Here is a 23,525-nt window from a genome sequence, read left to right as displayed (position 1 = left end):
TCAACTTTATGTCCAGTCTAATGTAGTAATTCCAGAAACTAATGAAGGTGACCCCAAATACGTATCGAAAGAACAGTCTTTCATAACAATTGTCTCTCTTCTTCTAAATTTTCGATATACAATTAACACCACTACCCCTTACTTTTTAGCATATATCTATACTTAAAAAATAAAATATGGTATCGCAGTTGGTTTGCTGTATTGAATTCGTTTTCAAACCGATAAAAAACACTAAGCCTACCATTGCCTTTAAAATCATAGCTTGTTCCAATGTTTATTCTATACTTATCAAATTCGTTGTTGTTAGTAGCTTTTTTAAACTTGTTAAAGATTTCACCCGATATTTCAGGATCCAACTTCCATTTTCTAAAATTGTATATCGAACCAACTTTTAGCCGCATGCGCTGAACGGGAATATCGCCTTCTTGATTTGATATTCCTAATTCATTCTTGTTTTGATAGCGCAACCTAGATTTGAACACCATACGTGCTATCTTATATTTATGAGATAGGTCTATTTGATACCTTACATGATTCTCATACCCTTGAACACGCCCTTGATTATCATTTTCCCTGATATACCTTAATCCCATTCCCAATTTAAGTCCGAACCAGAGATCACGACTTACATCAATCTGTCCAAAATAGGCATCGACTGTCGAGGCTTCTTCTTTTAACCGGAATTGTGTTTCTATACCAAAGTCCCATTTTTTATTGGGTTTGTATTTAAATTCAAGGGCAGACCAGCTGTTAAAATCATCTTGGCTTTGTTGACCAAAACCCGTCAACACAAAAAAAACAGACACCAATATAACACTGCTTAACCTAAAAACCTTTTTGCTATTACTACTTCCCATTTTTAATTACTTTTATAATAAATAGTGATCTTGACCGTGTTTACTAATATATTAATGTCATTAACCACAATTTTTTGAATTGCCAACCCAGTTTTCTCTTCGAGTTTTGCTTTTAAAACCTTTAAATTTTCAGGCTTGGTATCTTCTATATTGTCATAAACTATTTTTTTGCTCTCAACCTTTTTTGATAGCCAAAGACGCTCAATAACAATTATGGAAACTACAATAATGGCATTAGCAAGAATAAGCTCTGAATAGCTCATTTTTTTGTTGGCCAAGGAATTTATTACAGACACTCCAATAACGACAAACAAATAGGTCATTTCTTTTATTTCTATGGTATCTGTCCTATATCTTATAATTCCAAAGATGGCAAATAGCCCAAGTGCCATTCCTAAATCGAGTTCAAACTTCTTTAGCGTAAAGCACAGAAAGAAAACGATAATCCCTATCATAAAATAGGTAAACAAAAAGTCTTGTCGACGTGATGAAGTGTAATATAAAAATCGGATAATGACCACTAGAAACAGCATATTGATTCCGAACCTTATTAGCATTTTAAACAGGTCGTCATCAAAAAGAGGGATTTCTAAAAATTCCATAAGTATATACTTTTACGTATTTAAAAAACTAAACTAAAGGAGGGACTATAGATTTTGGATAGCTCCATCCATCCAAAGCAATCTTTCATGAATCCATTGCTTTAAAAAGTTGACCTCATCATTATAATCTGACCCCACAAAGCTATTAGGCCAAACATAGGTTCCCATAACATTCCAAATCTGAAAATTGCTGTCTAATGCCCCAGAAGTTTTTAAAAGCGTTACATATCCCTCTATTTTAGATGAAATAAATGATTCCGAAAGCGTACTGCCCCTCAATTCATTCCATCTAGCTTTTAACTGTGATACAAAAGCAGGATCCTGCAATAATCTACCCCACCAAAATGGCACGTTGCCGTATTGCGGGCAGTGATCATTAAATTGATAGGCCCAGGTATTGGTCTTATCCCCATTACAATAATCGGCATTTCCTAAACCCAGATTAAAATCCCATATGGGTCCCATTTTTAATTTCCCGTTTATATCCTTCGACATAAACGTACTTAACCTATAAGCATCAACGTTATTTGCCAATTCGTTCAACAGTAAAAAATCTATAAAACTTGCCGTATCAATATATGCGGCATAACCTAGCTGAGTGTCTTTAAAAGCATTTGAAGCCAAGGCATCTTCAAATTGATTAACATAAGTTTTTATATATGTCTTTTGCTCTGGAGTAATATATTCTGGCTTTGGATATTCGTACAAAAAATAAACGTCCTGTCCTCCTGATGTATTAACCGAGACATGTTCTGACTTAAAGGAATTAGCTTCGTTATAACCAGAACCTAAATTGCTCCCAGCTAACTTATCAATTTTTAAAATATAGCCCCCAGTTACACCCTCTCCAGTATTTTCATCGGGGTTTAATTTATTAACAGCAATTCTATTTTTATCACGCTTTAGTTTCTCCATCAAAACATAGATCCCCTGATTCGTATTGTTTATATACAATTCAACAAATAAAGTCTTGCTGGCATACCTTCCCATCTCCCTTGAAAGATCATACATCAAGACATTGCGGAACAGTGTTTTATCACTATAAGGTCCTTGTAAAATCCAATCTTCTTCTTCAGGAAACCCTAAAAACGAAACGTTTAGGTCATTATTATTGGCATCCCACGTTTCGAATCCATAGGATTTTTTAGGAAATGATTGTGATGTTGCACCCCTTAATTCAATACCTATATTACCCTTAAATGTAATCGTCCCTAATTCATCTATTTCAATTGATGCATTTATCTTGGGTTCATCAATAATAGTAGATCCATGAGTATTAATCTTTACTTTTGGTACATAGTCTATACTTTCTTGTTCAGTAGTTTCATTACTAACTACATCTTCAGATACATTATCTTTTTCACAACCTAAAATTTGTAAAAAAATACAACCTAACACCAATAATTTGTAGCATTGAAGTTTTTGTTTCATAATCATTGTAATTATTAAGATGTATAAGCTAAAAGGTTATTTTACAGCAATGCTATATAACAATCTATTTTTACAAACAAAGCATCCCTTTTTGATCCTTTTAAAAGTTTATTATCCAAAAGCACTGAAACAATTTCATGAACTTACATTTAACTCCATCCTATCTTTCTATACCCCACTGTTGGTTTGGCTTCGACCCCATAAGAAGCTCCAGTTTGCCCCCGTTCACGATATCATCAAATTTAATTTGAAAGCCGTTTAGCTTCTTTCCGTTTAAACTTGCGGACTGGATATAGATATTTTCTTTAGAATTGTTTTTAGCCTCAATAACAAACGTTTTTCCTTTATAGAAAGCATTATCCAGATGAATTGTTATTTTTTCGAATAAGGGGCTACTGATATCCACTATAGGTTCGGCATCACCACCACCATTCATTTCAAAAAACCCCATAGAGCTCATAACAAACCAGGCGCCCATTTGCCCTTCGTCTTCATCGCCTTCCCAACCATGATACGGTGTAGATCCGTAATAGGTTTCCATAATATCCCTTGTATATTTTTGGGTTAGCCAGGGTTTTCCTGAGTAATTGAATAGCCAGGAAGCTTGCATATTCACCTGATTGCCCTGATTTATATAATATTCCGACTTTTGCCCCCCTGTTCTATCCAAGGCATGCGCCGCATATTTATGTGCTTTAGACGCTTCAAAACCTTTTTCCAATCGGTCATTAAACAGGTCTTTTCCAACCATATTAACCACACTGGGGATGTCATGTGGAACATATAAGGTATATTGCCAGCCATTACCTTCTATGAGGTTATCATTATCAAATGGATTGTAATCTTCTTTCCATTTGCCCTGACTGTCTTTAGGCACTATATATTTAAGCTCTGGATGAAAATTATTTTTATAACTCTCCGAGCGTTTTAAGAAAAATTTATAGTCTTTTTTGTTTCCCAATGCCTTCGCCATCTGCGCCACACACCAATCATCGAAAGCATAATCCAAGGTTTTATTGGTCACACCTAAATCCCTTGGCATATACCCATATTTAATATAGGTATCCAAAGCTACATTTCCTACCCATCCACCGCAATCATTATGACCGCCCTGTACGGTTACATTTTTTTTCATGGCGGCGTATAATTTTTCAGGGTTTTCAGTATAGATGCCCTTTTGATAAGCACTTAACATGAGTGCCATTTCATGTGATCCTTCCATAATTCCGGAATACTCCAAACCGGTAGGGCCTTTACCGGTCCACCCTGTTTTATCGAATAACTCCAGTTGGGTAATCACCCAATTTTTCATAATATCCGGCGATACCATCGATAGCAACCCGTTAAGATTCCAAAACGAATTCCAAAAGGCATCCCCGCCATAAATGTCGGCACCTGCGGGTAGTTGTTGTACATTTTCGCAAGGGTCTACATATTTGCCATTAACATCGTTCCAGGTTTGTTTTGCCGCATACACACGATATAAATTGGTATAAAACTTTCTTTTATCTTCTTCGGTACCCCCTTCTACTTTAATGGTTGAAAGACGCTTATTCCATACATCGCGCGCATTGTTTTTCACAGCTTCAATATCCCATCCAAAAGGTTCCATCTCGGTTTTTAAATTCAACCGGGCCTGTTCTATGCTAACTAGAGAAATACCAGAGCGCACGTAAACCTGCTCGCCTTCTTTTGTGGAATACGTTACAAATGCCCCAACATCTCCTTTACCGGACACTTCATTATTATTAGGTTTTAACTTTGAACCTATCCAGGTATTCATACTTTGAAAAGGTTTATCGAATTGCAGCACAAAGCATAATTTATAATCGTTAAAACCTCCTGTATGCGACATGGCATAGCCTTCAATCTCTGTATCTGATACTTTGGTTATTTTAGCCTCGCTTATATTAAAATTGTATTCCGCAGGAAAAAGCAAATCAATTAATATTCTGGATTCTTTCTTTTCTGGAAAGGTATAACGTTGTAATCCACATCTGGTTGTTACCGCCATTTCTGCTTGTACATCATGATCGTACAAATAAACCGAGTAATACCCTGGTGAAGCCTTTTCTGAATCTTTTAAAATACGTGAATGTGGGCCTGCACCAGCACCTTTATAAGGCGCATCGGTTGGTTGGTCGGTAAATGCCAAATCTGCCGTGGTAGGCATTATGCGTAAACCTGCCATCGTCCAGGCATGTATATGGCTAAAACCATCCACACTATTTATGGCATATTCATAACCTGCCATCCAGTTATATCCTTGATTGGCGCCTTGATTGTCCGGCCCCAACTGTACCATTCCAAATGGCATCGTGGCATGTGGTCCCAACATCCAACGGGAATTGGAGGTTCCCATAAACACATCTACATAGTCTACGGGTTCTTTATTGGGTTGTCCAAAGACAGTAAAACCATATAAAAATGCTATAATGACCGAAAGTCTAAAATTTGTATTCATTGGTTAATCGTATTGTTTAATAATTAGATTAAAATTATTCATGACACCCTATCTAAAGGATACTCTTTAAATTTTATAGGCAAGCCAATTCAATGGCCAAACTGTACTTTCATTATAAACAGTCAATAGCAATTTGAAAAATAGTCTTTTGCCAAAAGCAAATATAATATTTTATATGTATAAACATATTAACATTATTGATTTTAACATCCTCCATTTATATTGGGATTTCATATTTTATGTTTTTCAACATCAGTCAAAAGGATACTGGACATCTTTTAACTTGCAGGTGCAAAATATCTATCACATTCCACTGCTACAGGGCACAGCGTTAATTATACCATTTCAATTTGGATAACGGACTAACAAAAGAATCTTTTGAATCAAACACCTTAGTGACTTTGTTTTGCCCTTGCTTTACTTTCATAAAAACACCGTACTTATTTAATTTTAAATGTTGCCAAGACTCCTTTATGATCCGTAAGCCATTTGCCCATAGGTTCCAAAAATTTATCTGAAGCCCCTTCTTCCATTCTTTCTCCTTTTAAAATACTTTCAGAAGGCCCCACTATAATAACATCCTCCAAAACCAAACGCTCATTTTTGTTATAATAAATAAAATCGATGCGATCCCTCTCATCGGCTTCCTTAGCCCATGACAATTCAGACAGTTCTACGTCTGCAGTAAAAGCTGGCCAGGTGAACCCTGGGTGGGTTACAGGATTAGGATATTTTACACGGTAGGCATCAAGATAGCCATTTTCCTGTAATGTTAAGCTATTCTGCCACGGCACTATGGCACCATTATGGTCGAATTGGTTTTTGGTCGCTTCTGTCCAGTCTAAATGCGAGGGTTCGTTAAAATCGCCAGCTAAAAGGATTATGTTCCCTTTATCTTGCTCCTGCTTAGCATCCTTCACAAAAACATCAATGGCCTCATCACGAACCGACGCCAAATTTTCTTGTAATATTAAGTTAACATCAACTATAGGCTCTGGCAGCTTCTTCCAGGAATTTCCATCATAACCTCTTGGCAAATAGCAGGCATAGTGGGTATAATCTAAATGGGCTGCGTAAACCGTTAGGCTTTTATTTTCTCCCAGATCAACAATAGCCTTAGTAATTAATTGTCCCACCGCTTTTGATATCGTTTCAGAGCCATCCTTAATTGGCCACTTGGAAAGCACCATTGTTGATATTCCTGAATCGAAATAATAGTATGTCTTTCCTTTGTTTTTCAATGCACCAACCATCTGTTCTCCAAAATCCTTGGCGTTATTTACCTCACAAAACATCATTATATCTGCTTGAGACTGTAAAATAACTTCTACCAGTGCTTCAAAAGCACCTTCGGCCTCTTCTTTCCAAATATTTAATGATAAAACCTTAAATGCAATGCTAACAGATGCTTCAGAATTTAAACTCAGCTCCCGTTGTTCTTCAGTTTTCTTACTTCCTAGCGAATTACAACCGTAGCTTACTATTATAACGATTATATAAATAAACGATGTTTTTAACTTTTTAGTTAGATTGTCCATATTATAATTTTTTCTTTAATATTCGTATTTAAATCCCCTGATTATTTAAATTCAAGATCAATTATCTTGATTAATAAGCCCTGCTCCCTTTTTTTAATCTATAGGTAACACAAATATATGTGTAAAACAGAGCACCATTTGTTACTATGCTTAATGGCAGTCTACAATTTGTATGCATTGGTTAATCGCCACTGTATTACAACTTCATTAAAAATATTAAGGTCATCCTCCTGTAATTTTTTATTTAATGTCCGTAAACAAACCAACATCAACATACATATTATATTTGCGCTCTAAGTGTCTGGCAGTAGTTTGGTCTATTTCGGTTTGCCAAGCATAGATCCGGTCCGGAGTTATGGAACTCAATAGTTTTTTTAGACCAGTACTGCTAATACTGGTATTATAAAGCGTAATTGCCCTTAGTTGTTCCAGTTTTGCCAATCTGTTCAATGTTTTATCTGTTATTTTAGTGCCGTTAAGGTCTAACTTGACAATATTTTTCATTTTTTTCAGGACGCCGGTCATATCATCAGACAAATTGGTATTTCCCAAATCGAGTTCTACAATTTGGTCTTTAAGCTCGGATAGGCTATTAATTCCATCCTTAGGTAGCTCCTTATTCTTATAAGACACCCACAATCCTGCTTCTTGAGGAGCGATCTTTCGAACCAGAAACCCTTTATCTATTACGGCATTCAATGCTTCAGCAGTAGCCTCTTCTATAAATACTTTATCAATAACAAGATAATCTTTAAGGAATGTTCTCAAGGTATCATTTTTAGGAAGTGAAGCGACTCTATGGTTCGTATTATCATCCTGGTTAATCCAGTATTCAACCAACCACAGTTCCTTTTTAGTCAATTGGGGCTTCCCTTCCGGAGGCATATGCTTATCGTCTGATATGGGCAGTATACAAAGCTCATACAGCAAGCTTTCCTTAGCATTTTGCTTTATGATTGCCTTTCCGGAATCCCCTCCAGAAAACAAACTTTCCTTCGAACTTAAAGATAGTCCTCCTTTTCGTTTTGTCGAATTATGGCATTGTATGCATTTAGCATCAAAAATTTTAAAGACGACATCATCATACAACCGAAGACTATCTACGTGGGTTATTGGTTTAACCGGCTCTGGAGCCTTTATAAATTCGGTTAAAAAATCCGATCCATGGGTCAATACGCTTCCATAATGCCCTGCTATACTAATAGAACAAATGGTTAGTATAAAAAAAGGCACAAAAATCACTTTTGCTTTTTTACTCTTTACAAAACTTAAAACAAATAACACGGTTGTTAAAACGGTTGTAAGGATCCCCATCCACAAATGGAGTTTTAAGGTTTGCTCTGAATACCCGCCTTCCAAGGACAAAATGTAACCAAAAACACAGGCTATAATTGAAAAAACAGATGAAAAGCCCAATGCATAAATAATAATTACTTTAGGATAGTTCCCCTTTACACGTCCCAAAATATCAAGAAAAAAAGTTACAATAAGGGCTCCAATTGGCAAATGCAAAATTAAAGGATGTAAACGTCCTAATGTTAATATAACCCGGGGGGCCATATCGACACTAAGCAGTAATAAAATCAGTAATGTTAATAACACCACCCCAATAATATAATATTTACTATGTCTGTGTCTCATTTACTCATTGTTTGAGCTCCATATTATTTGAGCTTTTAATACCAATACAGCCACCCAATCGGCTATTCTATGCGATCATTTAAGTTAAAATATCATGTACCACATGTCCTCCAATATCCGTTAAGCGGAATCGACGTCCTTGGTGCTTATAGGTTAATTTAGTATGATCTATTCCCATTAGATGCATGATGGTGGCTTGTATATCGTGCACATGTACGGGATCCTGTGTAATATTATATCCGAATTCGTCTGTTTGACCATAGGAAAACCCCGGTTTAACACCACCTCCGGCCATAAACATCGTAAAGCATTTAGGGTGGTGATCACGTCCGTAATTAGTCCCTGTTAGCTTCCCTTGACAATAATTGGTTCGCCCGAACTCCCCTCCCCAAATGACCAACGTATCTTCAAGCAAGCCTCTTTGTTTCAAATCCTGTATCAATGCTGCTGTTGCCTGATCTATATCTTTAGATTGCTTTTCAATTTGAGCCGGCAAGTGTTCATGCTGATCCCATCCCATATGATATAACTGAATAAACCGCACATCTCTTTCTGCAAGTCTTCTGGCTAATAAACAGTTTGCTGCATAGGTTCCCGGCGTTTTGGCATCTTCTCCATACATATTTATTATATGTTCGGGCTCGCTTGCCACATCCATGGTTTCTGGCACCGAGGTTTGCATACGATAGGCCATTTCGTACTGAGCCACCCTGCTCCTAATCTCGGGATCGCCAAATTCCGCCTCTTGTTTAAGATTGAGTTCACTAATATGATCCAGAATTAAACGTCGATCTTTTCTGGTAATGTTTTCAGGGTTTTTGAGATACAGCACGGGATCTTTACCCGATCTAAACTGTACGCCCTGGTGCAGGGAATTTAAAAATCCATTGCCCCAAAGCCTGGAATACAATGGCTGGGAAACCGGCCGTCCCGTTCCCCTAGACAAAAGCACGGTGAATGTTGGCAGGTTCTCATTTAAACTTCCTAATCCGTAACTAAACCAAGAGCCTATACTGGGCCTGCCTGCTTGCTGCGAACCGGTTTGAAAAAAGGTAATTGCCGGATCGTGATTAATAGCTTCGGTATGTACCGATTTTATAAAACATAATTCGTCCACTATCTTTGCGGTATAAGGCATTAACTCACTTACCCAAGCTCGGGATTCTCCATACTGATCGAATTTAAAATTACTGCCTACCAAAGGAAAACGCTCCTGCCCCGATGTCATTCCTGTTAATCTTTGTCCTTGCCTGACCGAATCCGGAAGATCCTCACCTCTCATTTTATTAAGCAATGGTTTATAATCAAAAAGTTCTAACTGTGAAGGCCCTCCACTTTGAAAAAGGTAAATCACACGTTTTGCCTTGGGAGCAAAATGAAGTGAGTTAACAGGCAATATGTTTTGAGCAAAATTATTTTTCCCATCAATAATAGAAAAAGGATCGACCATGGAGGCTACTGCCAACCCGCCAATACCTACTCCTAATTTCTTTAGGAAATGACGTCTGTTGTTATTGATTAAATGTTGCGTGAATTCATCCATATTACTATCCTTTGATCATTGATTCGTCTAAATTGAAAATTAAGCTTATCATTGTAGTGTAAGCCTTTAAGTCTTCTGAAGACATGGTTGATCCTTGTTTTTGTGAATCTATATTACTATGGCTGGAGCCTTCGTCGTTACGCTTTACTTTACTAATGTAGCCTCTAAGTGTTTCTACTTCTTTTTCATCAGGGTAACGAGACGTTATTTTCCTGAAAATATATTTTATGCGTTCCTCTTCAGGTGTCTGGGTGTCTTTTAATATACTGCGCGCCAACGTTTCTGATGCTTCCATTAACTGCGGGTCATTCATCATGACCAATGCCTGTAAGGGCGTACTGGTTTTTTGACGCTTTACTTCACAAAAATCCCTAGTAGGCGCATCAAATATAGCCATGGACGGTGGTGGTATTGTGCGTTTCCAAAATGTATATAAACTTCTTCGGTACTTATTTTCTCCTTTATCGGGCTTATACTTGATAAGCTGCCCCTGTACCCCCGATGAAGTCTCTGCCCATAAGCCCTCGGGCTGATAAGGTTTTACACTGGGACCACCAAGCTTATTGACCAATAACCCACTTACTGCCAAAGCATTGTCACGTATCATTTCTGCTGTAAGCCTGCTTCGGGTACTTCGGGCCAACAACACATTATCGGGATCTGCCTCTAATAGTTCCAAACTCACTTTAGAGGTCTGGCGGTAGGTACTCGACATGACCATACGCTTGTACATTTTTTTCATATCCCATCCTTCTTCCCTAAAAGTAACGGCCAACCAGTCCAAAAGTTCGGGATGGGAAGGCAAAGCGCCCTGGTTCCCAAAATCATCGGAAGTCGACACGAGGCCCACTCCAAATACTTGCTGCCACATTCTATTTACTGCAACTCGCGCTGTTAAAGGGTTCGTTTCATCGAAAAACCACTTGGCCAGTCCTAGTCGGTTATTGGCGTAGGTCTCAGGAAATGGTAAAATACTTGTTGGGGTACTAGGTGCAACTTCCTCCTTTGGAGCATCGTATTGTCCCCTGTTTAAGACAAAGGTCTTACGGTTAGCTGCATCATCTTTCATTACCATTAACTTTACCTCTTTTATGGAATCGGGCATGTTTACAAAGGCCAAACTTTCTGCTATCTCTTTCTGTGTTATGCTTATATTGGGTTCGGGTATTTCTCCAAAGTTAATCTGTCCCCTTTCTTTTACTTTATTGAAAAAGCCATAGAAACCATAGAATTCCTTTTGAGAAATGGGATCGTATTTATGATCATGGCAACGTGCACATTCCATGGTTAAACCCAGCAATGTTTTAGCCGTAGTGCTGGTTCTGTCCATTACATACTCTACGCGGTATTCTTCATCAATTACACCACCCTCCTGTGTAATTTTATGATTTCTGTTAAACCCTGTGGCAACGATTTGTTCTAAACTCGCATCGGGCAGTAAATCACCTGCCAATTGCCAAGTTATGAACTTATCGAAGGGCATGTTTCTGTTAAAAGCACTAATTACCCAATCGCGCCATGGCCACATAATACGTTCCAGATCGTCCTGGTACCCATGCGTATCGGCGTAGCGGGCAATATCAAGCCAATCTGCTGCCATACGCTCTCCATAAGCTGGGGAAGCCAATAGTTTATCGACCACTTTTTCATAGGCATTCGGGTCTGAATCCGCTAGAAAGGCATCGATATTTTCTGGTGATGGCGGCAATCCGGTAAGATCAAAATATAACTTTCTAATCAGCTTTTCTTTTCCTTCCTGCGGCGAAGGTTTTAACCCTTCCTGTTCCAAACGTTTAGCTATAAAAAAATCAATTTCATTACGCTGCCAATCCGCATCGGTTATGTGTGGGACCGGTTTCTTTACCGGGGCAATGAAAGCCCAATGCGCTTTCCATTTAGCGCCTTGCTTTACCCACTTGGCCAATATTTGTTTTTCGGTATCTGTTAGCATCAGGTTTGAATCTTTAGGAGGCATCACTTTTTCCTGATCTGTTTCATTAATACGCGAAATCATTGCACTTTTCTCAGGGCTTCCGGGCACAATGGCATGTCTATCCAAGTGTTCACCTATGGCGGCATAGGCTCCTTCTTGCGTATCTAAACGCAATCCTCCCTCTCTTGTCCCTTCATCCGGTCCATGACATAAATAACAACGATCTGACAGAATAGGCTTTACATGAAAAATAAAATCGATGGTATCGGGCAATTTGGCCTGCGAATGCCCTACCTCCCCATTCATATTCATTATCGGATTGCCTAACGAAACATACCCCATTTCAGATTTCTGAATGGCATACTTAATAATTAAAAGTAAAATGAGAGGTGTTATAAAACATACTAACAAACCTTCTGTACTAAATTTCTTTTCATTTTTCATCTGTTTATATTTATTGCTTTTCATGGGTCAGATGTAATTCGCCAATAATCATCTCGGTGAATATCAAGATTTGTTATGGCTCATTTCACACGTTTAAATTTTAGTAATTAATTGATTTTATTGTAATTATAAAATTAAGAACGTGTGCAACCACGCCTTACACTCGTTCTCTCATTAAAAATTTTAAACATTTCCTTTTGTGAAAAAATGCTTAAATTTTGTTAATGTTCGTTTCATGCGTCAACAATTCTTATTCTAAAACATTTAATATGAGCATTTTGCCTTTAAGAGCAAATATAATATTTTTTATGTTTAAACATATAAACATAATGTGTTTTACTATTTTTTTTTGACCGTGATTCTATACATTATTCCTGTACAACACAAAACATAACAACGCATGGCATTGACATTCAAACACCCCACACTCCAATTCTGGTCTAACTTGTAATATTTCATTACAAAATCTGGTTCTACTTCCCCTGAAAAGTATCCTGCTGACGCTCTACTTCTTTAAGACGGAGTTGAATCAACTCTTTCTCCAGCTCTTTGATTTTCTTTTCCTGATCTGATAGGGACTGTGTCTTTATCTCGCTACTTCCCTTATATCCATAGGAACTTTCACTTACTTCATCAAAAACGAAAGCATTGCTTGAAGCGATGGATTCAATTTCCAAAACACCACTTGCTGGACAATTTACCCCTTCCTTAGTAAGGAATGCCCTTATTGTTATCTTACCGGGTGTTATGGATGACCGTACTAAAATAGGGGCATTACCCCATTCAACCCGTCTGGGATTTCCACCGTTTTCAACATTACCAATAAGTTCCCCTTCTCCTTCAATTTCGAAGCGCATGTCTGCATTACTAAGGCGTTTTACAATACCGTCCTTATCAGTGATCGAAGCCACCACCACGGCAATATCGGAACCATTGGCCACTAACGGCGTCCCTTGATCCTGTAATGTTAACACAATCTTTTCTGCGCGTTTGGACGGCATGCGCTTGTGCCTCACTACCACCTTACCATCTATCAATCCCTCGGCCACCAGACTGGCTTTATTAGCTTGCTCATGACCATACAGTTCCTTCATATCCATAAAGTCATAAACATCTTTAAACCGAATGACCGGATGCGGCATCTTCATGTGTTCTTTATTGGGTTTGGCATAAAGTGTATCGGTTTCGTATACTATCAATCTTACCTCATCACAATTGGTCAATACCGTTACATCGGGTTCAGACATGGGAGTCATCTCATGGGCGATAAAGATCATGGGGTTGTCTTTTGAACGCTGACTCTCAAAAAGCTGGTAGGAATATTTAGTCTGACGAAAAACATCGGTTATACCACCATAAAAAGGATCTGGATGATACCCACGCTGATGGTCAAAGGAATGCCAAAGCGCTCCTCCAATATGTTGCTTGGGTGCCTTATGTAAGGCTTCCCAACTGGGATATACAAAATCGGGATTCTCGTAGTGCTTTAACTGTACCAGCTGTCCATGCTCCCCCCAATTACGGGCAATACGACTCGGCGAATTATGTGCACTCCAATCATCGGGGCAATCTCCAAACTCTCGGGTAAACACACAGCGCGCCTCACTTTCGTAATCGATCTGTATGCGTTTACTGTTCGCTTCTGTATTGGGGAAGTTATTATGAAAAAATGCAACTTTATGTGGATTGGAATACACCACATCAAAATGTTCTTGTCCTTTAGCCTGTTGGTCACAAGCTGTAAATACACCATTACCGGGCAATTCTTCATGTACAATATCGTGTACGTTTTTGGCAAAACGATCCGGATACCATGTTTCGTTCAATATGGGTTCCCACATGATCACACAGGGGTGGTTACGGTCACGACGCACCATGTTACGTACATCTTTATACACACGTTGTTCGAAAATGGGTTTGTCATTCCAGAATTGCCAACCGGGTGTAGCCACAATGTAAAATATGCCCAGTGCATCGCATGCTTCCATGAATGAAGGATCTACTGGATAGTGTGCCGCCCGTATAATTTCTGTTCCCGCATTTTTTAGCAGCACGGCATCGCGCCATTGGCCATTATTGGGAAGTGCATTACCCACATAGGCGAAATCTTGGTGACGGTTTACCCCCATCAACTTTCCTGGATAAGGTTTGTTATTCAACCAGAACCCGTCCTTACCTCTCATTTCCAGTTTCCTGATGCCAATATGCTGGGCTACGCCGTCTACCACATCTCCCCTATCATTTTCAATAATAAGCTCTAATCGGTATAATGAAGGCGACCATGGTGACCATAATAAAGGTGAAGCTACTTTTAACCTACTGGAAAGTGATTTATCATCATTGCCACCAATACTAACATCCTGGCTTTTAACTGAAACCGTTTTACCGCTTTTATCCTTTAGAAGTACTTTAACTTTTAGGTCTTGGGATTTTGAATTGTTGTTTCTGATGTGTACACGGCATAAGACATCAGCGCTTTTTTCGGAAATATTTTCATACCGAACCAACAAACCGCCACCAGCTACTATATTCTCGTCGTTGGCATTGGTGACAAATATATCGTTGGTTGAAACCAGCCATACATCGCGATAGATGCCTCCAAAATAACTAAAATCCAGAGTACTTTGTGGTTTCCCTGGAGGAAAATCTGGATCGTCCGAATTATCGGCCCATACGGCAATGACATTTTCTTTTCCATATTTTAATCCCTTACTTAAATCGACTGAAAACGGAAGATAACCTCCATAGTGTTCGCCTGCCAATTGCCCGTTTACCCAAACCTTACATTTTCCCATAACACCTTCAAAATGTAACTTCAACTGTTTTCTTTTGAGGGAGTCTGAAGGCGTAAAATGTTTACGGTACCATGCTGGCCCTTGATAATTAACCCCGCCACTGGCCTCTGAACCGACCAACTCCAGACCATGCGGACAATTGACCAGTGACCAGGATGAGTCATCAAAGGTTTCTGATTGTGCTCCTGTGACATCGGCTTTTATAAACCGCCAACCTATATTAAAGTCAAATACATTGCGTCCGGCATCCGGCACTTCCAAATAACCGGCTTTGGTATATACTATGGGTTGTTGTGCAAATGCTATTGATAATTGAAGAATACTAAATAGCAGTACAATGTTCTTTTTCGTCATAATGATTGGTTTCATCTTTCGCTTTTTAAATGCTTTTCTATTTGAAACAAATATAATGTTTATATGTCTATACATTTAGATATTGTGTCTTTAATAACTTCTATCTGAATTGAGGTTTACTATTTTTACAACACATACAACTTTCGGTTATACCACATTCAACAACTGTGTAACCAGCTCTATCAACGCCTCTCTTTCTTCTGCCGTTAGATAATGGAATTCGAAGTCGGTTAAATGCGTATTTGACTTCTCAATAATGATTACTTCACTGCCCTCCTCCATGGCTATATTGTGCCAGGTATTTTGTGGAACATTATAAGTAATGTTTGGTTTCATTAATTCCATTTCAAACACAGGACTATTCTCAATAAAACGCGCTCCAATTAAAACAGCCTTCCCCTTTAATAAAATAAAGACCTCATCGGTATGATGATGGATGTCCAGTTTATCGATATTTTTAATTTCGTATGTGTCAACATAATTTAATTGGGCTACTTGCCAACCCTCTCGAATCAAAAAAGGATGGTACCCTTCTTCTTTTATTCTATACGCTTCTATTGTTTTCATCAATGTTATTTTAATTAAATATGGTTCCCAAGAAATGCTATAAGCTCATTCCTAACTTTTCTAACATTAATTGTGATTCTCCAAACCATTTTCATAACCAACAAATATTAACCGGGGTTTCTGCAACAGTTTCCATGTGATAACTTAATCTTCCATTTTTAGGGTTTAGTTTAAAAACAACCAAAGCATTCGAATCCTGATTGGCCACGATCAACCATTTTCCAGATGGGTGAATATTGAAATCCCTTGGGGTTTTGTCTCCTGAATTATAATGAGCAACTAGAGAAAGTTGGCTTGTGACCTTATCGATTGCATATACCGAAATGGAATCGTCTCCCCTATTGGACGCATATAAAAAATTGCCATTGGGGTGAATTCGTATCGCTGCCCCACTAAATGCACCTTTATAATCGTCTGGACATAGGCTTATTTTTTGAACTGAGGAAAATCCGTTGGATTGCCTTACTAAAACAGAAATCTCACCAGACAATTCCCCTAGAACATAAATAACATCTTTATTCGGGCCCATAACCATATGCCGTGCTCCCATTCCTTTTTCAAGATATACATCTTCTCCTGCCAATGCCTTCCAAGTATTGGTTGTGTTATCAAGTCTATAGGCTTTTAGCATATCGATTCCTAAATCGACCGCATACATAATGTTATCATCTATGGGATACACCATATGAACATGGGGTCCTTCCTGTCTTATCCTATCTGTTCCCTTCCCTTGGTGTTGTATGGTCTGATGGCACTTACCCAAACTACCATCGTTCATTATTGGAAAAGAGAGCCAATTCCCTGATGTATAATTGGCCACCACCAATGTATTTCCGCATTCGGCAAGATAACAGGCATGATCTCCAGCAAGTACTTGATAATTGATTAGTGAGAGGCTGCCTTGACTCCCGATTTTATAGGAACAAACACGGGGTTTTTCATTTCCTAACAGTTCTTCTATAGCAAACAAATAATTTCCGTCTCTGGAAACTGTCAAATAACTAGGGTTACGTTGATCTGTGGATCGCAAAAACGCTATGGTTCCTTCATTATGATTAAACCTATAACAACCTATGCCTTTACCAATAGGCTTTGGAGCCGGAGCACCCTTTTGTGTGTAACTGCCTGTATAAAATAGTGAGTCATCCATATTACCTTACTGAAGTCTAAAATTAATCTGTACCTCTATTGCCTTCCCCTCTAAAGGCTCTATACAGCTCGTTTAAATCCTTGACCAACTTTTCGGATGCTGTTCCCAATTGTATGCCTTTGTGCAATAGCTCTGCCCCCTGTTCCTGAAATTGATTCCAACCAGGGTGTTGTGGGCGAACGTATGCCTTTTGCATTGTTTTAAGGATGTCCTTAAAAAAATGATGACAAAGCCTATTATTGCTTTCGTCTTGCCATGCTACCAAATTACCGGGTTGGCCTCCATTATTAGTATAGGTTCCCTGTTGTGTTTGTGCATTTGCCACATAAGACGCGAACGCCACGGCCCAATTTGCATGTCTGCTTTTGGAAGAGATTGCCAATCCCACGCCTCCTAGAATTGTTGAAACATTGGTTTTGGGGTTTGTTGGGCTATTGCCAAAACACACCCTATTTTTTGCATATCCTTCTCTGGAGTAATTAGTATAACCGAACACAAAAGGGGCATATATGATATGATCGCTGCTTGCCATATGATCCAAGACCTGGATTGGATTCCAGTTAATCGATTCTGGATGTAAGTACTGTAAATGCTTTTTTAATTCATCCAGAACGTTTATTCCTGTTTTTTCATCAATGGTGCCGTTTTTTATAAAATTCCTTCCAGCATCCTGGGCACACAGGCTCAAGAAAGAGCACCACAAATCGGTAGCACATAAGGGCCATGCGACGCTATATTCTTTTGGTATTCTTTTATAAAATCTGAACAGATCCGCCCTAGTTTTGGGCAATTCTACATGTATTTTTGTAATTAGATCTTCTCGGGCAGCCGCAACCAAAGCTGCAGCATCTATTGGTAGGGCATATAGATGTCCTTTGTAATAATAGGACTTAAAACTTGGGCCTACCGATTGGGTTTCTAAGGCCTTTAAAAATGTATCTAACAAGCTTCCTTCCAATGGTAATAATAGTTGATCGACATGCGCTTGTCCCATATAGGGGTGATCTATTGTAATGAGATCGTATGTATCTATTAAATCTTCAATTGGTGTGTCCCCAAATTCCTTTAGGGATCGAATATCCCATGCTATGCTTACTTCTGGATGTAATGTCGAAAATTCCTTGGAGGTGGCTCGAAGGGGTTCATATCCTCTAGGATGGTCCCAGGCTATGCCTTTTAATTCAATTATATTTGATGCTTTATTTGTATTCATTATTTTCTATTGGAACTTCAACCCCATACATCTGTAGTTTTTGTTTTTACGGGTTGACTATATTCACACCAGTACTTGAAGTCTTGAATTCATAACTTTTATTTCCATATCTAACATTCTTAAGGCTTGCCTTGAAAAATCGCTGTGAATCTGACATATAAGGCTTAAACTCCCCGTCTATTTCTGGCATATAGCCCATTAATCCATCAATTATGGCATTCGCAAAATTGGCTCCAACAATTAGGAAGGACGCACCGGCACGATCACCAATACGATTAATACGCTCACTAGATCCAATTGGTGTTAAAAACTCAATAGCCTGCCCCATACCAGATTCAACAAAAGCGTCCCTAAAGTTACTCATTAGGTTTCTGGCTTTTCTAAACTCCCCAAATTTGGCAATAGCTTGTATGGTCATAGGCGGCCAACCAATATAACAGCCCACAGGCCCATGATCTGAACGGTCGGAATTGAGCGCGGCATGATCTTTTAACGACATGGCTCGCATAAAATTGGAAGTAGAAAGCAGTTCGTCTTCGACGAAGGTTACCATCTCTTGCTTCATACTTAGTGAAAGATCTTCGGTCATTGTTTTTCCTATCGTAAAAAAGTCATAACTATGTCGGCTAACAATGGTATGACCGTTAGGATATTTGACTTTCCATACCCCTTCTCCGGGCACATAGAGCGATTTTACCGCTTCTGCGAGCTTTGCAGCCTTATCTCTTAGGTCTACAGCACGTTTTCCATCGCCATAGTGTTCATTATACGCTGCCATCTGCCGGAGCATCCACACGTTTTGGGCATTCATGGCCGGCACTAAATGGATATAATCGGGGTTGGTCTCAAAAAACGACCAGGGATTATCTCCATAATCTGCCAGGCCATATTCGGAGTTAAAGCGCTTCTCCCATGCCGTGGCATGACCATATAAATGCTCCATTACGGTCTTACCATTATGCTTTTCTTTAAGGAAATTGAAATCTTGATTTATTCGGATATAACTATCAATTGCCTTGAATATCTGATAGTTGTTCACGGCATACCAATGGCCTGCTATTTGACCATTCCTATAATTAAGGGCATTGCCATGGTCGACATTCAAATTAAACCACATAAGTATTTCCTGTTTCATCCCTTTGGGTTCAAGTAATGCATATATATCGGCAAACTGCCCCATTTCCCAAAAATAGCCTACAGAGCGTGCCCACTCATTGTTTGTTGCAAATACGGTATCTAGTGTTGGATAGACATTATTGAACTGACACTGAAGCATACTGGCAATGGATAAGTAATATATCTCATAAAGGTTTTTATCTGTGGTTTCAAAGATTGGCAGATGGCCCGAATAACTTTTATTGCCAGGGGTAAACACATCATGCCACTGGTTTTCCCAGTCCGTTTTAACTTGCTTAAAGGAAGTATCAAAACTATTGGCAATCTGCTTTGCCTTTGACTTTGCCCTTTGACTATCATCATCCATATAAACTACATAGGAAATATGCTTTTGTTCTCCAGGTTTCAGTTTTATTTCCCAAGCAACCTCGGTTCTTTTTTGAACTGTCCTGATCGCGACGGGTTCATTATTGGCGAATGCGTAAGCGTAGTTATTGGTTCCCTTTGTAATCACCGGATTGATCTGATTGGTTGTTCCTAAAACGCCCTCAACAAGATCCATAGTTAAAGGAAAATCAATCTCCACTTCACCTTTATTTTTCAATGACACATCCATCAACACAGCACTTTTTCCAACTATCAAGCGCATGGTAGAGGTATATTCCACGCCTTGATGGTTCGATCTATTGATGATTTGATAAGGAAACCACTTTGATTGCTGACTAAAAACTACAGAATCTCTCACCTTAAATGTACCGGCTGGATGAACAAGGCCTTCCCCATAAAGAAAATCTGTACGGAATGCCCCCAGGCATTTGGAAGACTTAACAGATCCCAAAAAATTAGACAGAGCCGGGTAACCTGTTAATGTTTTTGTCTCGACCCATTGCCCTGCAAGCGAGTCTAACAAAGGAATGCCCGTATATTGTTTTTCAGGTTCCAGTGTGAGTTTCACATCGTCTAACAAAAAGCCTTCTATCATGTCCCGCTTATCGCCCTGGTTATCGGAAACGATTTCACAAGCATCCATTTTGAATTCAAGTGTATGCTTTCCTGCTTCCAGATAAAATTGCGGGACATTGATCACTCTCCAGTCCATATGGTCGGTGAGTATGGTGTTGTCCTGTGTCCAAAAATCGGAATAATACCATCTTCCAACGGGGTTGCCATCTACAAGTACCCTAAGCCTTCCGTTCTCCATTCGCGAAGCTGCCAATGCAAAAGAAATGGCAACTGTTCCTGCTTCTTTAGAAACAAACTCTTGCCTTATATAAGGCTCCTGTTCTGGAGCATGTTGTAAAAGTATAGACTGGTAATTAGAATATGGAAATAACCGTAAATGGTTGACCATTAAAAGCGGCGTCTCCGAAATCCACCCTGGAATGGCGTTAGCTCCCTGTACTTCCATGGAGAGCTTATCGGTAATCGGATACTCGAAATCGCCATTTTGTATGAGATCTTGGGCTGATAATTGCATTCCCGAAATCAAAAATAGCGTTACTAAATATAGGTATTTATGTCTGGATCCCACTTCTGTCTTTCTTTCTGTTCTGTTACTTATTTCCGCTAGATTTTTATTGCACATCTGATTTTTGTGTTAAAGGCATGAATTACTTCATTTCATCCATTGCAGCTTTTTTCATTAATGCAATCGTCTTTCCCAATGCCCCGGCAGCTCCAAGAAACGTATTGGAACCATGTGGCTGATGGTCCTTAACTGAATACCACTCATAAAATCCTTTATTCTTTATCACCCTGTCGAGAAAAGGACTTATTTCCTGATACGCTAAATCCAGATGCCCAGTTTTTATCATGGCTTCAATGGTTCGTCCTCCCCACCAGGTCCAATCGGCAGCATTAACATATAGAAACGGTTGAGCCATAGGATTAGCAAAGCTTCCTTCCGGATAAGGGGGCCAATTAATAACAGCGATGGTCATAGAGCCGGAAGCTTTTTTCATCTCCAGCATTTTATTGTAAGAAGCTTCTATTTCTTGTTCATTTAAGATTCCTGCCATGATTGCATATACCGTTCCTCCTAAATAAAATATTTCATCTTCATTAAATCCGGAAAAAGGAGAGTCCTTCAAATAAACGTGAGGGATAAACTTTTGGTTTTTTTCGTCCCACAAGTACTTTTTTACATTTTCGGCAACCGATTTTTTTTCTTTGCTCCAAAAGTCATACTTCACTTTATCTTCTTTTGTCCACTCTAAATATTCGTTAATAGCAAGTATGTATAACGCATTGTCGTAAACATCAACACACCAGTGTGTGTCTTCCGTAGTAAAAACACCCCACGGGGTTTCTGGTTGAACATCTGTCCAGTCGATAGTTGTCGCTCCATATATCAATCCGTATTTTTCTGAAAACATGTTTTTCTTCAAAAAATTAAGAGCCATTTCACAACGTTCCAGGACTGTTTTTCCATTCTTCTCCTCTAATAGAATACTCTTATCTCCAGTAGCCCTAATATATCGGGCAATGGCCAAGATTAATGAGGATTCCTGATCTGTTTCCACAGTATTTTTGTGGGCTTTATAATCTGGTGCTGTTTTGGAGTAGATATAATCGTATCCGGCTTCATTTTCCAGTTCCGTATATCCATCTACAATATTGCCATCCTCGCCTTGAAAATCAAAGAACAACAGCAGTCTGTCTTTGATTGCTTCTTTCGAATTAACTTGAAGTGCTACCTCAATAAATGTTGCAAAGTCCCTTATCCAGGTCTCTGGATAGTTGCTACCCGCCTTAAATTGACCGCTTTCAGGTTTTAAGGTTTTTTCTGCCATTTCCAATACCATATCCAACCTCTTGTCTGCAAGTATTTTTTGGGCCAACTCTATATCTTGCCCCTTTTTCTTTTCTCCACAACTTACAAATAGTAACGCGATTGCAATCAGTACCAGTAAGTTTCTTTTACCTAAACAAATTTGATTCATAACTTAAGATTTAATTATTTACCTATTCCTTAATTTTTTTAATTGTAATGCTTATCAACAGAATCTAATTCAACTGTTAAATATTTCTCAATCAATAATCTATTAGACAAATCCGACATACTTCAAAACAAGAACAGAACAAACTGCCTGAGAATTCTACTTTTTTAAAAATATCTCGGAAGTGTACACAGCCCCCCATCTATTTTAATATCATCTCCCGTGATAAAACGTGCTTCGTCTGAAGCCAAAAACACAGCGGTCATGGCTACCTCTTCGGGTTTACCACATCGTTGCATCGCTGCTTGCTTTTCGGAGGCCTTTAAAAACTCCTGTCCTTCATTTTCCACTCTTTCAACTAACATCGGGGTCATTATCGGTCCGGGAGAGATACTGTTAAACCGAATGTTTTTGTTTCCAAATTGACCTGCCAGTTGATTGGTCATGGATAATATGGCACCTTTGGCTGCCGCATAAGCCGTCCAGTCGTCCCAACTTCTGTGTGCCTGCGTGGATGACAGGTTGATGATACTTCCCTTTTCAGCAGAGAGCATATGGGGCAAACAGGCCTTTATACATCGAAATACCCCTTTGAGGTTTATGTTCATAAGCCGGTCCCAATCTTCTTCGGGCATTTCCGTAATGCGTCCCGGTATGGCGACAGCTGCATTATTTACCAACACATCTATTTTTCCATAGGCTTGTATACAATGGTCTACAACCGCTTTCACCGATTCTGTTTTGCCTACATCGCAAAATAGCGGTAACACCGTGAAGCCCTCTTCTAAAAGATTATTTGCTTCTTCTTTGCATTTCTCGGCATTAACATCGGCCATGATAACAGTTGCCCCTTCTTTAGCAAAAGCCTTGCAAATGGCAAGACCTATGCCATCGGCTGCTCCGGTTATTATGGCCACTTTTTCATTTAATCTAGACAT

15 protein-coding genes are annotated in these 23,525 nt (G+C 38.9%); all 15 read right to left on the bottom strand.

Annotation, left to right across the window (positions count from 1 at the left end; all coding sequences use genetic code 11):
- Positions 1-131: 131 nt before the first annotated feature.
- The 15 genes from JF259_RS05215 to JF259_RS05145 all read right to left on the bottom strand — a co-directional run bounded on the left by JF259_RS05215 (position 132) and on the right by JF259_RS05145 (position 23,525).
- On the bottom strand, positions 132-857 hold the full coding sequence (locus JF259_RS05215; RefSeq protein ID WP_199114142.1) for a DUF2490 domain-containing protein: 726 nt from the start codon (positions 855-857) through the stop codon (positions 132-134).
- Between the two features lie 2 nt (positions 858-859).
- The gene (locus JF259_RS05210) at positions 860-1,459 is read right to left on the bottom strand and encodes a DUF4956 domain-containing protein (protein WP_199114140.1); all 600 of its coding nucleotides are present in this window, start codon (positions 1,457-1,459) and stop codon (positions 860-862) included.
- Positions 1,460-1,504: 45 nt separating this feature from the next.
- Positions 1,505-2,890 carry a CotH kinase family protein gene (locus JF259_RS05205; RefSeq protein ID WP_199114138.1) on the bottom strand — a complete coding sequence of 462 codons (1,386 nt, stop codon included), beginning with the start codon at positions 2,888-2,890 and terminating at the stop codon, positions 1,505-1,507.
- Between the two features lie 160 nt (positions 2,891-3,050).
- On the bottom strand, positions 3,051-5,354 hold the full coding sequence (locus tag JF259_RS05200) for a GH92 family glycosyl hydrolase (RefSeq protein ID WP_199114136.1): 2,304 nt from the start codon (positions 5,352-5,354) through the stop codon (positions 3,051-3,053).
- A gap of 440 nt (positions 5,355-5,794) precedes the next feature.
- Positions 5,795-6,892 (bottom strand): endonuclease/exonuclease/phosphatase family protein, encoded by a 1,098-nt coding sequence (locus JF259_RS05195; RefSeq protein ID WP_199114134.1) that lies wholly within the window; start codon positions 6,890-6,892, stop codon positions 5,795-5,797.
- 240 nt (positions 6,893-7,132) lie between these two features.
- Positions 7,133-8,533: a c-type cytochrome domain-containing protein gene (locus JF259_RS05190; protein WP_199114132.1), complete on the bottom strand. Its 1,401-nt coding sequence runs from the start codon at positions 8,531-8,533 to the stop codon at positions 7,133-7,135.
- Positions 8,534-8,612: 79 nt separating this feature from the next.
- Positions 8,613-10,076, bottom strand: a complete 1,464-nt coding sequence (locus tag JF259_RS05185; RefSeq protein ID WP_199114130.1) for a DUF1501 domain-containing protein — start codon at positions 10,074-10,076, stop codon at positions 8,613-8,615.
- A gap of 4 nt (positions 10,077-10,080) precedes the next feature.
- Positions 10,081-12,453: a PSD1 and planctomycete cytochrome C domain-containing protein gene (locus JF259_RS05180; protein WP_199114128.1), complete on the bottom strand. Its 2,373-nt coding sequence runs from the start codon at positions 12,451-12,453 to the stop codon at positions 10,081-10,083.
- Between the two features lie 473 nt (positions 12,454-12,926).
- Positions 12,927-15,617, bottom strand: coding sequence for a glycoside hydrolase family 2 protein (locus JF259_RS05175; RefSeq protein WP_199114126.1), 2,691 nt, complete (start codon positions 15,615-15,617; stop codon positions 12,927-12,929).
- Between the two features lie 132 nt (positions 15,618-15,749).
- The gene (locus tag JF259_RS05170) at positions 15,750-16,169 is read right to left on the bottom strand and encodes a hypothetical protein (RefSeq protein ID WP_199114124.1); all 420 of its coding nucleotides are present in this window, start codon (positions 16,167-16,169) and stop codon (positions 15,750-15,752) included.
- A 91-nt stretch (positions 16,170-16,260) separates the two neighbouring features.
- Positions 16,261-17,319 (bottom strand): lactonase family protein, encoded by a 1,059-nt coding sequence (locus JF259_RS05165; RefSeq protein ID WP_199114122.1) that lies wholly within the window; start codon positions 17,317-17,319, stop codon positions 16,261-16,263.
- 22 nt (positions 17,320-17,341) lie between these two features.
- Positions 17,342-18,532, bottom strand: a complete 1,191-nt coding sequence (locus JF259_RS05160) for an ABC transporter substrate-binding protein (RefSeq protein ID WP_199114120.1) — start codon at positions 18,530-18,532, stop codon at positions 17,342-17,344.
- 46 nt (positions 18,533-18,578) lie between these two features.
- Positions 18,579-21,233 carry a hypothetical protein gene (locus tag JF259_RS05155; RefSeq protein ID WP_199114118.1) on the bottom strand — a complete coding sequence of 885 codons (2,655 nt, stop codon included), beginning with the start codon at positions 21,231-21,233 and terminating at the stop codon, positions 18,579-18,581.
- Positions 21,234-21,258: 25 nt separating this feature from the next.
- Complete coding sequence (locus JF259_RS05150; RefSeq protein ID WP_199114116.1) at positions 21,259-22,590, bottom strand: GH36-type glycosyl hydrolase domain-containing protein; 1,332 nt, start codon at positions 22,588-22,590, stop codon at positions 21,259-21,261.
- A 164-nt stretch (positions 22,591-22,754) separates the two neighbouring features.
- Entirely contained in the window at positions 22,755-23,525 is a 771-nt protein-coding gene (locus tag JF259_RS05145) for an SDR family NAD(P)-dependent oxidoreductase (protein WP_199114113.1), read from the bottom strand.

Source organism: Snuella sedimenti (genome assembly GCF_016428595.1).
In the GTDB taxonomy this organism is placed as follows: Bacteria; Bacteroidota; Bacteroidia; order Flavobacteriales; family Flavobacteriaceae; genus Snuella; species Snuella sedimenti.
The sequence above is the reverse complement of the archived record's forward strand: the minus strand, read 5'-3'. Positions and strand labels throughout refer to the sequence as shown.

Bases quoted from the DNA above. Each gene is read 5' to 3' on its own strand.
- JF259_RS05215 (WP_199114142.1), bottom strand. From the start codon at position 857: ATGGGAAGTAGTAATAGCAAAAAGGTTTTTAGGTTAAGCAGTGTTATA.
- JF259_RS05210 (WP_199114140.1), bottom strand. From the start codon at position 1,459: ATGGAATTTTTAGAAATCCCTCTTTTTGATGACGACCTGTTTAAAATG.
- JF259_RS05205 (WP_199114138.1), bottom strand. From the start codon at position 2,890: ATGAAACAAAAACTTCAATGCTACAAATTATTGGTGTTAGGTTGTATT.
- JF259_RS05200 (WP_199114136.1), bottom strand. From the start codon at position 5,354: ATGAATACAAATTTTAGACTTTCGGTCATTATAGCATTTTTATATGGT.
- JF259_RS05195 (WP_199114134.1), bottom strand. From the start codon at position 6,892: ATGGACAATCTAACTAAAAAGTTAAAAACATCGTTTATTTATATAATC.
- JF259_RS05190 (WP_199114132.1), bottom strand. From the start codon at position 8,533: ATGAGACACAGACATAGTAAATATTATATTATTGGGGTGGTGTTATTA.
- JF259_RS05185 (WP_199114130.1), bottom strand. From the start codon at position 10,076: ATGGATGAATTCACGCAACATTTAATCAATAACAACAGACGTCATTTC.
- JF259_RS05180 (WP_199114128.1), bottom strand. From the start codon at position 12,453: ATGAAAAATGAAAAGAAATTTAGTACAGAAGGTTTGTTAGTATGTTTT.
- JF259_RS05175 (WP_199114126.1), bottom strand. From the start codon at position 15,617: ATGAAACCAATCATTATGACGAAAAAGAACATTGTACTGCTATTTAGT.
- JF259_RS05170 (WP_199114124.1), bottom strand. From the start codon at position 16,169: ATGAAAACAATAGAAGCGTATAGAATAAAAGAAGAAGGGTACCATCCT.
- JF259_RS05165 (WP_199114122.1), bottom strand. From the start codon at position 17,319: ATGGATGACTCACTATTTTATACAGGCAGTTACACACAAAAGGGTGCT.
- JF259_RS05160 (WP_199114120.1), bottom strand. From the start codon at position 18,532: ATGAATACAAATAAAGCATCAAATATAATTGAATTAAAAGGCATAGCC.
- JF259_RS05155 (WP_199114118.1), bottom strand. From the start codon at position 21,233: ATGTGCAATAAAAATCTAGCGGAAATAAGTAACAGAACAGAAAGAAAG.
- JF259_RS05150 (WP_199114116.1), bottom strand. From the start codon at position 22,590: ATGAATCAAATTTGTTTAGGTAAAAGAAACTTACTGGTACTGATTGCA.
- JF259_RS05145 (WP_199114113.1), bottom strand. From the start codon at position 23,525: ATGTCTAGATTAAATGAAAAAGTGGCCATAATAACCGGAGCAGCCGAT.